Source organism: Bacteroidia bacterium, from assembly GCA_019695265.1.
In the GTDB taxonomy this organism is placed as follows: domain Bacteria; phylum Bacteroidota; class Bacteroidia; order JAIBAJ01; family JAIBAJ01; genus JAIBAJ01.
In genome coordinates, this window is record JAIBAJ010000022.1 from 20,018 (window position 1) to 37,192 (window position 17,175).

Consider the following 17,175-nt stretch of genomic DNA (forward strand, 5'->3'; position numbering starts at 1 on the left):
GCAAGCTAGGAGTTTAACCCACCCTTAACTAAATCGCTTGAACAAGAAAGGATATTATTTTAGTTTGATTGGCTTATGTCTAGCCATTTTTGTAGGTTGCTCAACCAAAAAAAACACCTTCTTAAATCGTTCCTATCACAACACTACGGCTCACTACAATGTACTTTTCAATGGAAATGAGGCCCAAAAAGAGGTAGTATTTGAAACCGAAAAAAACCATAAGGACGACTATGACCATGTTATCCCAATGTTCAAAATCGGCACTTCAGAACAAGCCAAATCCATTTACCCACAAGCAGACAAAGCAATAGCGAAGGCATCCAAATGTATTCAGAAGCATTCCATGCTGATTGGTGGCAAGGAAAGAGTTAAATGGATAAAAGATGCTTATTTGTTAATTGGACAGGCTAACTATTACAAATATGACTACATGCCTGCCATGGAAATGTTTCAATATGTTTTTAAGCAATATGATAAAACCAAAATCAAATATGACGCTTTATATTGGTTAGCCAGAACCTACAATGAAAGAGGTAGTTTTAATGAAGCGCAAAGTATTCTAGATCTATATGAAAGTGAGCTGGAGATAGTCAAGAAAAAGAAAAGGTGGCAATATTATGCATCGTATTCGGACTATTATATCAAACAAGAAAAATATGGACAAGCAATACCTATGGTCATAAAAGCCATTGAATTCACCAAAAAGCGTAAAATACAAACCAGATATAAGTTTATTTTAGCTCAACTAAGCGAGCGTGTTGGAGATAAGGCAACCGCAACAAAATACTATTCCGAAGTTTTACGAAGAAACTCCCCATTTGAAATGGAATTTAATGCTCGAATTAATAGAGCATTGGTTTATGATTCAGAGAAAGGTAATAGTGGAGATTTAAAAAAAGAACTAAAAAAGTTATCTCGAGATGATAAATATACAGATTTTCAGGATAAAATTTTCTATGCATTAGGCTCTATTGAAGAGGAAGAAGACCATAAAAAGGAAGCAATTGATTATTTCCAAAAATCTGTAAAGGCTAGTACAACCAATCAAAACCAAAAAGGAAAGTCTTATTTAAAATTAGCGGATATTGCTTTTAAGGATTCTAAATACGAATTAGCGGCAGTGTATTTCGACAGCACTGTTGCGTTTCTTTCACCAACAGATGAAAAATACACTTATGCAACTGTAAAAAAAGACCTTTTAGATGAGTTGGTTGATAACATTCATACCATCCGAACTCAAGATAGTTTGTTAAAAATGGCAAGTCTAAGTCCAAATGAACTTGATGCCAAAATTGAAGAATTAATAGAAAAGAAAAAGGCAGACGAACAAGCTCAGAAAGAATTAGAAGAAGCCAAACAAAAGCAGCAATCCAATACCATTTCAAATAATGGTGGAGGAACAGGAAGTCCAAGTCCTCCCGGAGGAACTGTTTGGTATTTTTACAATGCAACTGCATTGAGTTTTGGTTTGGCTGATTTCAATAAGAAATTTGGAAATAGAAAATTAGAAGACCATTGGAGAAGAAGTAACAAACAATCTAATCCTCTTGCAGAGGCAAGTGAGACAGGAGTAAACCAAACGGATTCCATTAAACCTGAATACACATTAGAATATTATAAAAAAGATTTACCTGTAACTCCGGATGCCAAGGCAAAGGCCAATCAAAAGATAATGGATGCCTATTTCAACTTGGGGATAATTTACAGAGAACAATTGAATGAAAATATGCTTGGCATAACCTCATTTGAGCAGTTACTCTCAAAATTTCCTGAAACGAAATACAAACTTACCACCTATTATCAACTCTATAGAGCCTACTCTGACATAGGAAACAATCCAAAATCTGATTATTACAAAAATAAAATCCTAACTGAGTTTCCTAACTCAGATTATGCAAAAATCATATTAAATCCATCCATAGCATCTAGTTTAAAAACAGATAAACAAAAAATGGAAGCCATGTATGAAGCAACATACAATGCTTTCATGAACACTAACTATGATAGTGTAATCACTGTGGCTAATCAGGTAGATCAATTATACAATGGAGATCCTACCCAACCTAAATTTGCCTTTCTAAGAGCGCTTGCAATTGGACGTTCTGCTACAGTTCCTGAATTCGAAGCTTCGCTGCGAAGTGTAGTTATACATTATCCCAAACATAAGGTTAAGGAAGAGGCATTGGCAATATTAGATTTCATAGCAAAACTAACCGGTGAAGAGGAAGAGTTCAGAAAAAAGAACCCCGAAGTTAGCTTGAATGCCAACTCTGCGATTCCAAATGACACATTAAACAAAACTACTCCCAACCCAAGCCCAATACTTCCGTCTCCTCTTGTCAATTTTACATTTTCATCTGATTCGGCCCACTATTGCATGTTTGTTTTAATTAACAAAGGAGCGGAATCCAATAAATTAAAAGTTAGTTTAAGTGATTTTAATTCCAAATACTTCTCCTTAGAAGAAATTTCTATTTCAGGGGTACAAATAGGCAATAAAACTAGCGTATTCATTAGCAAATTTCCAAATTTAACCAAGGCAATGAACTACCTTAATACTGCCAAACAAAAACCGGAAGAAATCAGTTCCCATTCCCCGGCGGATTACAAGCTATTTATCATTTCAGAAAACAATTTTGGAAAACTGATTAAATCTGGGAATTTGGAATCATACCTGAGCTTTTTCGAAACCAATTATAAATAAGGGGGAGTAAACTACATTTCTTATGTCTAACAACGAGACCCGCGCCAGAACGATTATTTACCTTCCATTAATTCTATCCATTGTATTAATTGCAGGGATTTACTTAGGAAAATTTATTCACTTTGATAAAGCAGGATTTGGTGCCGGAGAGTTTTCAAATAACAACAAAGTAGAAAACATTTTAGACTATATTGAAAACGAATATGTTGATACAATAAGCAGGGAAAAGCTGACAGAAGAGACTATTATTTCCATGCTACAGCAATTGGATCCACATTCTCAATACATACCCGCATCCGAACTTCAAGAAGTAAATGAAAGTTTAGAAGGGAACTTTAGCGGAATTGGAGTAGAATTTAACATTATTAACGACACCATTGTGGTTGTTTCAGCTATTGCTGGCGGACCTTCAGAAACATTAGGAATTACAGCAGGAGACAGGATAGTTAAAGTAGATGGAAAAGCAGTGACCGGTATAAAAATTAAGAACTCAGATGTTGTAAAAAGACTTAGGGGGGTAGAGGGTACTATTGTCAATGTTGATATTAAAAGAGGTGATCAAAAACAATTACTCCATTTTAAAATTAAACGAGGTGAAATTCCAATTACCAGTGTTGACGCCGCGTTCATGCTTAATTCTGAAGTTGGTTATATTAAAATTAGTCGTTTTGCATCGAAGACTTTTGAAGAATACCTAGAAGCCTTCGGCAAATTAGCTAACAAAGGAATGAACAAGTTAATTCTTGATCTAAGGGGAAATCCTGGAGGCTACTTAAATGCAGCCATTAAATTAGCGGATGAATTTATTCCAAAAGGAAAACTAATCGTTTATACAGAAGGCAAAGCAAGACCAAAAGAATCATTCATTGCCACAACCACAGGTGGCTGGGAAAACAAACATGTTTGCATTTTAATTGATGAAGGGTCTGCCTCTGCAAGTGAAATTGTTGCTGGAGCTTTACAAGACAATGACATTGGCACCTTAATTGGCAGACGATCTTTTGGAAAAGGATTGGTGCAGGAGCAAAAAGATTTACCTGATGGTTCAGCCATACGATTAACCATAGCACGCTATTATACACCAACCGGCAGAAGCATTCAAAGGCCCTATTCTAACAATTTAGATGCTTATTATGAAGAAGTGTACGATCGTTACCAAAATGGAGAACTCACTAATCAGGATAGCAGTTCAAAGCACGTAAAAAAAGATAGTTTAATATATAAAACAGCAAAAGGTAAAATACTTTATGGAGGAGGTGGAATTACTCCAGACATCTTTGTTCCACTTGATACAGTTGGTTATACTAGTTATTTTTCTGAACTAGTCAATTCAGGTACACTTAACAAATATGCATTTAAATATTGTGATGTCCATCGGAGGATGTTGAAAGAAAAATTTAAAACCATTGACTCTTTCAAGAAAAATTTTGAATTAGGTGAATCTGAAATGACTGAATTCCTTCAATTTTCAATTCAGCAAGGAATAAAAGAAAATAAAGGGAAATGGGCTAAATCCTATCAACAAATAAAACTTCAATTAACGGCTCAAATTGCCAGAAACTTTTGGGGTAGTGAGGGCTTTTATTCCATTTTAGAATCTAAGGACAAATCCATTCTTAAAGCGATAGAGGTAATGAATAAACATTAAGAGTTATTAGGTGTTTTTTATTAATAACTCAATTGATCAACTATTCGGGATTTCTTATTTTATTTCTTAACTTGGGCACGGTATGCAGTTGTCGACCCAAACATCCATTTCTAGAGAAGAACTAATTAACCTTCATGATATTTTTTACAAACAAGGGGGTAATTTTAGTAAGAAATATTCTGAACCATGTTTGGATATTCTGACAGAAATTTATCAAGGAAGAAAAATTCAGCTTTTTGACCATGAGTTTTCTGCAATTGTTTTTGCGTTGAAGTCTTTTGGAGTTACAGCCATGGATGAAGTAATTGTATCCTCTCACATAAACGCAACTTTTCTCCTCGCAATTACCACATTAGGTGCAATTCCAAAACCAATTATTACCAGTTACTCTTCACCCAAGTTCCAAACAACCCAACTTCAAAAGTTCATAAGCCCTAAAACCAAAGCAATAGTGCTCGATTATATCCATGGGGTAATGCCGGAATTGGACGAAATAATTTATTTGACTGCTCAAAAAGGTATTTTTCTATTGGAATATGCTTCTGACGGATTGGGTGCATCCTATAAATACAATCCCATTTGCAGCTTTGGACACATTGGTATTATTGGGTTTAATAATTTCAACAGTCCAATAAACCTAGGTTGTGCTTTAATAAGAAACGACTCTTCTATTCCTTGGGCATTTTCTGAGGATAATTTAAAAAAGTGTGAAATAGAATTATCTGAACTTAAATCTGCCATTTTATTACCACATTTAAGAGAAACCGACACGCTTAAGGAAACCAGGAAGGATATCTGGATGATTTACTTGCAATTCTTGCAAATATTAGAAGATGAAAACCGATTCAAAATCCTTGGATCTTCAGAAATGGATAGTCACAACTTTTCTGGCCTTTCCTTAATTTTTGAAGAACCAACAATTGGAAATGAATTACACACCTATTTATCAGAAAATCAGGTGGAAACAAATATCCAATCAAACAATTCGGAATGTTTTCTTGATTTACCCTTCCACCCCAATCTAACCGAAGAAGAAATACTTCGAATTACACTCTATGTAAATGAGTTTTTTGGACATAATGACCCAACTGATTCCATTTTAGAACTAAGAAGGAATTTTTTGGAAGATTTTGACCTATAAAAACCTTTCTTTGCATTATGAAGAATATTGCATTCATTTACCTAATAATTCAAATTGCCTTTATCCAATTTACATTTGGACAAACTAAACCGATAATATTGTTTGGTGGGACAGCACACCTTGGCAATGGTAAGGTAATTAATAATGCTGCCATAGGCATAGAAAATGGTAAAATCAGTTTTGTTATGGATGCCGCAACCATTCGATTAAATCCAAACGAGGCCGAAATAATTGACATTACCGGGAAACATGTATATCCTGGTTTTATCGCTGTAAACAACACCATAGGAATTACAGAAATTGAAGCGGTTAGAGCTACAAATGATTGGAATGAAACAGGGAGTTATACTCCACATGTAAGAACATTAATTGCTTTTAATCCAGAATCTAAAATAATACCTACCGTTAGATCAAATGGTATCCTATTGGCGCAATCAACGCCTAGAGGTGGAGTAATTTCCGGTACTTCATCAATATTTTGCTTGGAAGGTTGGAATTGGGAAGACGCTGTATATAAATCGGACGATGCCATCCATATCCAATTTCCGAATTGGTTTAATAGATCGGGCTGGTGGGCAGAAACCGGAATAACGGAAAAAAATAAGGACTATGAAGTTCAATTGAAGGAACTAAAAAAATTCTTAATGGAGGCAAAGGCTTATAATTCCGTTTCCAACCATCCTGAAAAAAACTTAAAATTTGAAGCTTTAAAAGGTGTATTTAATGGGAGCCAGGCAGTTTTCATTAATGCGAATTATTCAAAAGAAATTCTAGATGTAATACAATTAAAAAAAGAATTAGGAATTTCAAGAGTTATAATTGCAGGAGGCCTAGATGCTGAAGCTGTTTTGCAAGCACTTCAGAACAGTGGAATTCCATTGGTTTTAAATAGACTTCATGAATTACCTAATAAAACGGATGCACCAATTGACCAATATTTTTCCTTACCCAAGATATTAAAAGATGCGCAAATTCCCTTTTGTTTAAGCTATGTAGGAGGAATGGAAGCTATGGGGGTCCGAAATTTACCGTTTGTTGCAGGCTCATCTGTAGCCTATGGATTAAGTAAGGAAGAAGCCTTAGGAAGTATTACTCTTCAAGCTGCAAAAATTCTTGGAATTGATTCTTCTACTGGATCCTTGGAAAGTGGAAAAGATGCGACTTTATTTATTTCGACAGGAGATGCATTAGACATGACAGGCAACCATTTAGAAAGAGCATGGATCAAAGGGAAAGAAATTAATTTATCCAACTCTCAAATTGAACTTTACGAGAAGTACAGTAAAAAGCTAGAAATCAGATAAGCCAATTTGTTTATGAATTTTCAGGAAATATTAACAGCTCTGGCATGTGTATTTATTTACATGAATAGCCTGTTCATTTTGGCTGTACTATTAAAAAACAATAGTATTGTAGATATTGGTTGGGGAATTGGATTTATTTTAATTTCATTTTCCACACTTTACAACAAATTAGCCATATCAAACCTAAGCATTGTTTTGCTAACTATGGTTATACTTTGGGGCTTAAGATTGGCCATCTATATATTCATACGAAACTTCGGAAAAGGGGAAGACTATCGATACCTGCAATGGAGGAAAGAATGGGGTAAAACAGTTCTAATACGAAGCTATTTTCAAGTATTTATGCTACAAGGCAGCATTATGGTTGTAATCAGCAGCCCTATTCTACTATTTTCTATACAACCTACCGAATTAATAATTGATTCATTCAATTGGGTTCAATATGTAGGTTTGATACTTTGGGCATTTGGATTGTCATTTGAAACTATTGCAGACTTTCAGCTTTACCAATATAAATCCCTAGCTATTAACAAAGGTAAAATAATGAAAACCGGACTTTGGAGTTTAAGCCGACATCCTAATTACTTTGGTGAAGCCTTGGTTTGGTGGGGTATCTTCATATTCGTTTCCAACATAGGATGGACTTGGATTAGTATCCTAAGTCCACTGGTTATGACTTATCTACTTCGAAGAGTTTCAGGTGTGGATTTGTTAGAAAAGAAATACAGAGATAATCTTGAATACCAAGAATATGTTCGAAAAACGCCTGCCTTTATTCCTTATTTCAAATTGTGGTAGACATTTTGGACATCATCATCTTCTTCCATTTTTGCCACCATTTCCAAGATTTCATTCTCCACTTCTTCACTAGGTGGATCCACATGACTTAGGGCCACCCGCGTCAATTCTGAACTAATCAATTTTACACCTTTTTCTTCTAAAACCTTTTGCATTCCCCCATAATCTTGGAAACTGGTATAGATGTAGCCTATATTTTCTTCATCCACTGCAATATCATCCAATCCAAAATCAATCAATTCCAATTCCAAATCATCTAAATCCAAACCTGTTGGATCAAATTTAAATAAACCTTTTCGAACAAATACGAAGTCAAGCGAACCGGTTTTTCCAAGGGCACCTCCCCCTCTATTAAAGTACATTCTAACATTTGCAACTGTTCTGGTAGGATTATCCGTGGCGCACTCCAATAAAATAGCTACTCCATTGGGGCCATAGCCTTCATAAACCACTTCTTCATAATCTTTCTCATCTTTGGAGGAGGCCCGTTTAATAGCGGCTTCTACCCTATCCTTAGGCATATTAACCGATTTAGCATTCTGAATGGCGGCTCTCAATCTCGGATTACCTGAAGGATCCGGACCAGATTGCTTAACAGCTATGGCAATCTCTTTTCCGATACGAGTAAAGGCTTTCGCCATTTTATCATATCGCGCAAACATTTTATACTTTCTTTTTTCAAAAACCCGTCCCATGTTACAATTTAGAATTATGCTGCAAAACTAAAAATGATTGAACTAAAAAACCAAAAAACTCACACATCGGTTAATTTAGTAAAAAAACGCTTTTTTTGATACCGATGCAACCTTTTGAGCAATAATTTCATCTTGGTTATAGATAAACATGACTTAATATTTTATGGAGTTGCAACACAAATCTATATTTACTTTACCTTTGACCCTAAAATCTACCATTAATAAATTTATGGGATTTGAAGATATTCCTGTTGCTTCACCTATTAGTAAGAATTACCAAATTATAGATCGTTCTAAAGCATCTATAGATTTGCCTTTAGATGTACTTTCGCCATTTGAACCAAATTCAGGTAAAGGTAAAAATAGGAATATGAATGTTTCTCAACAACAACTCGTAGAAGAAATAGGGGAAGAAGCTTATAAATACCTTAGTGAATTTGTAGAGTTACATTCCCAAACTACCTGTCTCTTAAGCACTACAACTCGTTTTAACATTCTGAATCAACCGAATAAAGAGTATAATGCTTTTGTTAATTTTCATAAGGTAAATGACATAAAGCTTATTAATAAATTTTTTGAATCCATTAATAGTAAACTGGAAGTTGGAGGATTATTCGTAGGCTGTGGAGAAACCCGATTGCTTAAAAAGCAACGAATTATGAAACGTTTCCCTTGGGGTATAAATTATTGCTACATTTTCCTTGACTATTTAGTAAAAAGAGTATTCCCGAAATTAGGAAAACCAACTCGTAAAATTTATTTCTTTCTAACCAAAGGAAGAAATAGAGCGATTAGCCGAACAGAAATCCTTGGAAGACTTTATTCCTGTGGATTTGAATTTGTAGACGAAAAATATATTGGAGGTTTATACTACTTCATAATGAAGAAAGTAAATGAACCTCTGTTTCCTGAAAATCCATCTTATGGACCTATTTTCAAAATGAGACGTGTAGGAAAGGGAGGTAAAATAATCCATGTATATAAACTTAGAACAATGTACCCCTATTCGGAATACCTCCAAAAGTTTATTTATGAACGAAATGATTTGGCAGAAGGTGGGAAAATAGGAGATGATTTCAGGGTAACTACAGCTGGAAAATTGTTTAGAAAATTCTGGATTGATGAGCTACCTATGATTATCAACATGTTAAAAGGTGACTTAAAATTGGTTGGGGTTCGACCACTAAGCCAACATTTTTTAAGTTTATATTCACAGGAGCTAAGAGATCTTAGACTGCGCCATAAACCAGGTTTAGTTCCTCCTTTTTATGCGGATCTACCTAAAACATTAGATGAAATTATGGCTTCAGAGATAAATTACCTCAAAGCATATGAAAAGAACCCATTTACCACTGATATCAAATACCTTTTCAAATCTTTCTACAATATTTTAATTAAGAAAGCCAGGAGCCAATAATCTTCTCCTATATTATTCTACTCTCTCAATTTGTTGATCTTTCAATGGATTCTCTCCACGATAACATTGAAATATTCTGGCCACACTAACTACATCCATTTCGCAATAAGAAACTATTCTACTTAGTTGGCCTCCAGAATAGTATAATTCGCCTACCATACTTCCATCTATGTCATCTTTTGGGGAAGGCAATCCAAAGACATAAGTCAAGGTATCCAAGGATGTATAACTTTTAAAATCTCCAAACTTCCACAACTCCATAGTGTCCAAATGGGGAATCTCCCAGGGCTTCTTACCATGGTTATTTAATTGCTTTGGCAGTTTTAAACCATTAATTAATATTCTTCTCGCCAAAAACGGAAAATCGAATTCCTTTCCATTGTGTGCACACAAAACAAATTGAAAATTCGGCTTCAGCATCTCAATAAAATCGTGGAGAAGCTGGTATTCATTGTCACCACAAAACGATTTCACCCGGAAAACAAATTCATCATTTAATTTCGAAACAAAATACCCGCAGGAAATTACAATTACCTTTCCAAATTCAGCGTATATACCGGCTCGACTATACCATTCAGAAGGATCTGCTTCCTTGTCTCTAAAATACGCTACCTTCCTATCCCATAAGAGCCTTCCTTTTTCATCTAAATCTGCATAATTTCTTGCTATTGGCACAGTTTCTATATCTATAAAAAGAACCTGTTCTAAATTTACAAAATCATTCATAAAATATATTTAGAGCAAAAATAGGCAAAATGAACGAAAATTCAAATTATTTTAAAATTTTAACTACGAATGATGGAAGCAATTCAATATACTCAGATTTTCAAAAATCCCTATTTCACTCTATACACGGAGCTGTTACCGAATCGAATCATATATTTATTGAAAATGGTTTAAAATACAGTTTGAAGAATTTAAATTCAATTCGAGTTTTAGAAATGGGGCTTGGATCCGGATTAAACATTCTTTTAACTTGGAACTATTTACAATCTAACCCGAACTTTACTTGCACATACATTAGTATAGAGGAATACCCAATTCCGATTGAACTTGTTAGTCAAATTAATTATGCCCGCTACGCATCAAGCCTTCCAATAAACTCTTTGCAGATTATACACCAAGCTAAATGGAACGAATTGATCAGATTGTCAGAGAATTTTTCATTAAAAAAAGTAAGTGCTAATATCATTAACCTTTCTTTCCAGCCAGAATTCCACCTCATATATTACGATGCATTTGCTCCGGAAGTCCAACCCGAATTGTGGACAACCGAGCTTTTTGAAAAACTTTACCAATCCCTTCTTCCAAATGGAACCCTTATCACTTATTGCGCAAAAGGTTATGTAAAAAGAAACTTGAAAAAAGTTGGATTTAAAATTGAGTCACTACCTGGTCCACCTGGCAAAAGAGAAATAACCAGGGCAATCAAACCTACTGAAAACTAACCACCTTACCTCCCTCAGCAAGATTAAGAATTTTTACCCTGCGCAGTTTCATAATTTGTTCTAAATAAGCCGCTTTTTTCTTCGAAATTCCATTTCCCAATACTACCAAATCAAGCCCTTCTACTCTCAAATTTTCCCAACCTTTGATATAGGCAGAATTTTGTAAATAAAGAATATCAATTTCGGGAGGCATTGCATCTTTTATTGTACATTTTCCCCACATAAAGCAAACTAGTTTTCCTGCTATCCTATATAAATGATATCCAGACTTTTGTTTATTTCCTGAATTATCCTTTTCCATTCTAGACCTTAAAACAGAATTACCTGCCGCTACCAATTCCATGCTTCCAAGTAATTCCCTTCTAATACTCTCTTCACCATCTTCTCTCATAACAACAATTTCATTTCCTTTTAGTATCCCCTGAATCAAATCACCTTTTCCTTTATAAAAAGCCAACTTAGAAGTTTGAAAATTCCTGTAAAACAAAAACAGATTGCCAACACAAATTACCCAAAAACAAAAAAGCAGCAGGAGCATTGCTCTAGCTTTACTCTTATTTAAAGCAAATAAAAGACCGAACAACATCAAATAAAACAAAACCAAATCAAAAATCGACCATACAATTCCTGTTGTAACCGCTCCCGGCAATCGTTCAATGGCAAATACCAATTCATTTAGCATCCAAACAGACCAATACAATGCTTTGCCAATCCAATAGGAAAAAACTGGGAAAATCCCGAAAACAGACAATGCAATACCTAAATAAATAACCAGGTTAGAAACCGGTATTACTAAATAATTTGATAGCAAAAAGTAATTAGGAAATTGATGAAAATAAAAAAAACACAATGGCAAAGTTGCTAAAGTTGCAACAACAGAAACCGCTGATACAGACCATATCCAATCAAGGAATTTCCATCGAAAAAAAACCATCCCATATAATTTCTTATACCATAACAAAATACCTAAAACAGCGACAAAAGAAAGCTGAAAGCCAACATTCCAAAATAATCTGATATCATAAAGAAGCAAAAAGAAGGCAACCATAAACAAGGTATTAACAGGATGTTGCCGCCTTCCAATCAATTCTCCAAAAACGATAAAGCTTAGCATTAAACTAGACCTTAAAACAGAAGGCGTTAATCCTGAAACAAGAGAATAAGCCCAAAGAACTAGAATTATGAATATTGACTTTATTACTCTACTCCAATTACTTCTATCCAATAGTTTTAATAAAAATTGTAATGCCAAAAATATCATTCCAACATGCATTCCTGAAACTGATAAAATATGCATTGCTCCTGATGATGCAAAGGCCGAAATAACTTCCATATCCATTTCATTTCGAAGTCCAAAAACCAAAGCAGTAGCTACAGAATATTCTCTTCCTGTAAGTCCACCTGATTTAAATCTAAGCGCTAAATAATCAGAAGCCCTATTGGCCCAATCCATATACCACTCCAATTCACCAGATCCAACATAAATCCAATTTCTTGGACCTAATCTCATCGAACGATAAATGGACTGATTCCCAAAGTATTCCTTTGGACTAAACCCAAATGGATTAACCGGTCCCATTAAATCTTTAGTAAAGCTTTCAACTAAAAGTCGACTTTTATAATCAAGTTGGATACCTTTTAAATCATTTACTTGAATGTAAACCAAAACTCTGCCATGCGTTGGGATAAAATCAGAATCAATCTTAACAGCCAAAACTTCAGCAGCAAATCGAAAGTTATCCCTTTTTAAGACAGGCCTTTCATCAAGCTCTATTAGAAATACACCAGAAGGCCTTTCATTAACTACATTCTGCCAATGACTACCACTTCTCTTGTCATTAACTAACTGATTTTGAATAATTCCCAAACCACATAACAACAGTAAGCTAAGCACCCCCCATATCCAGATTAATCCAAAACGTACCAGCCTATTGTATAAAAAACTACTCAGAAAAGAAAGCAAACATATTGCCAAAGAAAATAATACAATATCATAATCAGAACTAATAATAAATACCCCTCCAAAAACAATAGAAGCGCAGTAAAATAAGGAAATTCTAAAAAATGGATACTTATAAATATAATCCATAAAAATTAATTAATAATATATAGGAACAAAAATAATAGAAATTTCAAATACCAACTCAATTGGAAAACTATTTTAATCTACAACATTCACATAATTGGGTTAAATAGGGTACTTCGAAAAAGTCAACCAGGAGGAAACGACCATTTTTAAAATACTTTTTATGCGGGCCCCCTCCGCCCAACAAGCCTTAACAAAGCTCAGAACTACCTGCATGGGCGTTCGGGTCACGCTTTCGGCTGTAGTCCAAGCCAACTCCGCTTAACCGCTGCGTTGGCTTGGAGCTACTTGCCTCTATCGTTGCCCGATGCGTAACCAATCAGAGCAACTTCTGTCCCAACTATTAACTGTATCTATATGTCCTCAAAAGAAAGTCGTGGTATTATTAGAAGAATCATGGCAACCTGCCAGGGAATAAAGTGCTTAAATAATTGAATAAAAATGATTTGAGTGTTTTTTAGGTGACCCTAAATAATCATTAAAATCAGACACATTAAAGACTTGCACCCTGGGGCAACGATTGAGGCAAGTAGCCCACAGGCGCACACGGCGCTAGCCAAGTGCGACGAGGACTACAGCCGAAAGCGTGACCCGAACGCCCTAGTCAGAAAAGAATGGATTATGCAGAAAACCGGGAAGGGCGAAAGGGGGCCCTCCAAATTAGAAAACTGATTTATCCCAGATTACGCATTACAAATTCTTAACTCGGGGTAAACCAAACTAAATCAAGTAGTTCGGATTAGGAATCCTCCTATTGATTAATTTGGGTTTATGATATAAGACTTTCGTATATGAAGTCAAGAGCTTTCAAACAGAAATGAGGTTTAACCCCAACTGCAAAAAAAATGGGGCTCCATCCTATTCGGAGAAGCCCCATTTCAAAAGGTTATTGAAAATTATTTGAACAAGCTAATGAATCCGGTTTTTTCGAAATCACCTTTCAATCCACCATTTACTTTCAAAACATAGTAGTAAGTACCTTCTTCAAGATTTACCCCAGCATTGGTTTTTCCATCCCAACGAATTTCGCGGCCTTCGCTCACATATACTTGTTGACCCCAACGGTTGAAGATTGTGATTCCATAAGAAATCGCACCGTTGTTTTGTATCCACAAGATATCGTTGTTGCCATCACCATTTGGAGTGAATGAGTTTGGAACTGTAACTACTTGTTCAATGCCAATAGTTTGAGAAGTACTATCCACACAACCAAAAGCATTAGTAACTGTTAAAGTAACTACGAATGTATCGGAAGATTCGTATGTATGGTATGCATTCTGACTTACAGAAGTATAACCATCTCCGAAATTCCATAACCAGCTTACCAAATTGCTACCAGCACTTAGGTCGGTGAAGTTGGTTGGATTACCAAATGAAGTACCAGCGTAAACAAAGTCTGCATCAGGTTTTTCAGCTACAGTAACTAAAACTGTATCTGTTTGATCAGGACAAACGCCATTGCTTGCTGTAACCACATAAGTCTCGGTTCCGACATTTGAAACTTGAACAGTGTTAATACTTGTGTTTACCCCATTGCTCCAAGCATAGGAGGAAATAAATCCGCCTTGATTTGGAGTAGCGAACAAGGTAACATTACTTGGACCGCAAACCACCACATCAGGACCTGCATTTACATAAGGCAATTCGCGAGTTAACACAGAAATTGGACTGCTAGTTGCCTGACAACCATTTGTATCTGTGGTAGAAACAGTGAATTGTCCATCTGTTGATACTATAATTGATTGAGTAGTATCACCATTACTCCACAAGTAGTTAGAAGCCACAGATGAAGTAAGTGTCACGCTATCACCTAAACATATTACAGTATTTCCGTTTGTACTAATTACCGGTGGTTGCGGTGTTACTACAGTTATAGTTACACAAGACTGACCAGAACATCCTGAACCGATTTGAGCAGTTAAACAGTATGTGCCAGATTGATCAACTACAATACTTGAACCAGTTGCGCCATTACTCCAAGTATAAGTTCCACCCACATTTGCAGTTAAGGTTACTGAAGAACCTTGGCAAATAGTAGTTGGACCATTTAGGGAGATAATGTTTGAAGGAACCTGCCCTACATTTACAATAACTGTTGCAACAGATGATGTTGAACCTGAGTTGTCTTGAACGGTATAGGTCAAAGAATCGGTTCCGTTAAATCCTGCATTTGGAGTATAAGTAACTGTACCATCTAGGTTATTTACAATTACACCATTGCTTGGATTTGATTGAACAGCAACAGATGAAGGTACTAATGAACCATCAGAATCCGAATCGTTTGCCAATACATTTACCACTACAGGAACTCCTTCGCAAGTGAATGCAGTGTCATTGGCAACACCTGGAACCTGATTCACATAATCTACTGTAATAATAACAAGTGCAGTATCACACAATGCAGGAATGCCATTGTCACAAACCTGATAGATTAAGGTATCGTTTCCAAAGAAACCATTGTTTGGTGTATAATCGATTGACCCATTGGTATTAACTACAACAGTTCCGTTGTTTGGCTGATCTGTTACAACTACGCTTCCAACATTTAATCCATTGTCAGAATCAGAATCATTGGCAAGAATAACCACGTTAATTGGTGTATTCATTGGCGTAGTATCTCTGTCAATTACAGCAATTGGAGGTGTATTAACCGGACCATTTACAACAATTATAACTAGAGCAGTATCACACATTGGAGGTACGCTATTATCGCAAACTTGGTAAATCAAGGTATCGATACCAGTAAATCCATTGTTAGGTGTATAAATAATTGTGCTATCGCTATTGTAGGTCACATTACCATTGTTAGGTTGATCAACTATTGTAACCGAGGTAATGCTTAAGCCATCATCAGTTCCATTATCATTCGAAAGGATATTGAATGTAATTGGAGTATTGAAGGCTGTTGCATTATCATCACGATTTGCAATTGGAGGAACATTTGGCAAGCTAGAAACATTGATAATAACAATTGCAGTATCGCAAAGAACCGGCATTCCATTATCACAAACTTGGTAAATCAAAGTGTCAGTACCAGCAAAGCCATTGTTTGGACAATAAGTAATAGTTCCATTTGCATTTAGCGTAGCAGTACCATTTACAGCAGAAACGGTTATCGTTACTGATGCGGTATCCAAGACACCATCAATATCCAAGTCATTTCCTAAAACATTGATTGTTACACAAACATTTTCAGGTGTGCTTGCATTATCTGGATTTGCAATTGGACCATCATTAACTGGAGTTACAACCACAAACACAATAGCAGTGTCACACAAGGTTGGATTACCATTATCACAAACATTATAGATAAAGCTATCAGTTCCATTCCAATTTGTATTTGGAGTGTAGGTAACAGTTCCGTTAGCATTAACCACAACTGTACCATTAGATGGTTGACTTACCACAGTAACTGAAGTTGGCACAATCAATCCATCTGCATCAGAGTCATTACTTAAGATTGCAATTGTTACAGGAGTATCTTCTTGCGTTGTATCGTAATCTACTACAGCTACAGGAGGGATGTTTCCGGAACCAACATTAATAATAACCAAGGCAGTATCACACAATACTGGCATTCCATTGTCACATACCTGGTAAACCAAGGTGTCATTACCGCTGAATCCAATTGTTGGACAATAAGTAATAGTTCCATTGCTATTAACTGTAGCTATACCATGAGCTGGATTTACTAGAACAGTAACAGTTGCAGGATCAATAATACCATCCAAATCAGAATCATTCGATAAGATATTGATAACCACACAAGAATCGTATGGGGTAGAAATAGTATCAACGTTAGCAACAGGAGGATCATTTACAGGAGTGATATTGATTACAACTAAAGCTGTATCGCATAACACTGGCATTCCATTATCACAAACACTATATACCAAAGTATCTACTCCATTGTAGTTGGTATTTGGAGTGTAAT

At 35.6% G+C, this 17,175-nt stretch carries 11 protein-coding genes; 7 read left to right on the plus strand and 4 right to left on the minus strand.

Annotated features, from left to right (window positions below; genetic code table 11):
• The first annotated feature begins 37 nt into the window (after positions 1-37).
• The 5 genes from K1X82_05435 to K1X82_05455 all read left to right on the plus strand — a co-directional run bounded on the left by K1X82_05435 (position 38) and on the right by K1X82_05455 (position 7,595).
• Positions 38-2,704 carry a hypothetical protein gene (locus K1X82_05435; GenBank protein MBX7181533.1) on the plus strand — a complete coding sequence of 889 codons (2,667 nt, stop codon included), beginning with the start codon at positions 38-40 and terminating at the stop codon, positions 2,702-2,704.
• Between the two features lie 22 nt (positions 2,705-2,726).
• Positions 2,727-4,352, plus strand: coding sequence for a S41 family peptidase (locus tag K1X82_05440; GenBank protein ID MBX7181534.1), 1,626 nt, complete (start codon positions 2,727-2,729; stop codon positions 4,350-4,352).
• 82 nt (positions 4,353-4,434) lie between these two features.
• Positions 4,435-5,493 carry a DegT/DnrJ/EryC1/StrS family aminotransferase gene (locus tag K1X82_05445; protein ID MBX7181535.1) on the plus strand — a complete coding sequence of 353 codons (1,059 nt, stop codon included), beginning with the start codon at positions 4,435-4,437 and terminating at the stop codon, positions 5,491-5,493.
• 17 nt (positions 5,494-5,510) lie between these two features.
• Positions 5,511-6,797, plus strand: a complete 1,287-nt coding sequence (locus tag K1X82_05450; protein ID MBX7181536.1) for an amidohydrolase family protein — start codon at positions 5,511-5,513, stop codon at positions 6,795-6,797.
• A gap of 12 nt (positions 6,798-6,809) precedes the next feature.
• Entirely contained in the window at positions 6,810-7,595 is a 786-nt protein-coding gene (locus K1X82_05455; protein MBX7181537.1) for a DUF1295 domain-containing protein, read from the plus strand.
• Here K1X82_05455 and K1X82_05460 read toward each other — a convergent pair.
• The gene (locus K1X82_05460) at positions 7,577-8,290 is read right to left on the minus strand and encodes a YebC/PmpR family DNA-binding transcriptional regulator (protein ID MBX7181538.1); all 714 of its coding nucleotides are present in this window, start codon (positions 8,288-8,290) and stop codon (positions 7,577-7,579) included. The two genes, K1X82_05455 and K1X82_05460, sit on opposite strands and share 19 nt — an antisense overlap.
• Positions 8,291-8,519: 229 nt before the next feature.
• On the opposite strand from K1X82_05460, the gene K1X82_05465 reads away from it, so the two are divergent.
• A complete protein-coding gene (locus K1X82_05465; GenBank protein ID MBX7181539.1) occupies positions 8,520-9,707 on the plus strand; it encodes a sugar transferase in 1,188 nt (395 codons plus the stop codon).
• A 12-nt stretch (positions 9,708-9,719) separates the two neighbouring features.
• On the opposite strand, the gene K1X82_05470 is transcribed toward K1X82_05465, so the two are convergent.
• Positions 9,720-10,433 (minus strand): 3'-5' exonuclease, encoded by a 714-nt coding sequence (locus K1X82_05470; GenBank protein MBX7181540.1) that lies wholly within the window; start codon positions 10,431-10,433, stop codon positions 9,720-9,722.
• A gap of 29 nt (positions 10,434-10,462) precedes the next feature.
• Here K1X82_05470 and mnmD point away from each other — a divergent pair, with 29 nt between their 5' ends.
• Positions 10,463-11,155, plus strand: a complete 693-nt coding sequence (gene mnmD / locus K1X82_05475; GenBank protein ID MBX7181541.1) for a tRNA (5-methylaminomethyl-2-thiouridine)(34)-methyltransferase MnmD — start codon at positions 10,463-10,465, stop codon at positions 11,153-11,155.
• Here the strand turns inward: mnmD and K1X82_05480 are convergent.
• Together K1X82_05480 and K1X82_05485 are read right to left on the minus strand one after the other, a co-directional pair.
• Positions 11,142-13,244, minus strand: coding sequence for a ComEC family competence protein (locus tag K1X82_05480; GenBank protein MBX7181542.1), 2,103 nt, complete (start codon positions 13,242-13,244; stop codon positions 11,142-11,144). The genes mnmD and K1X82_05480 overlap by 14 nt on opposite strands.
• 893 nt (positions 13,245-14,137) lie before the next feature.
• The coding region (locus tag K1X82_05485; protein MBX7181543.1) for a tandem-95 repeat protein at positions 14,138-17,175 on the minus strand (3,038 nt) is incomplete at its 5' end.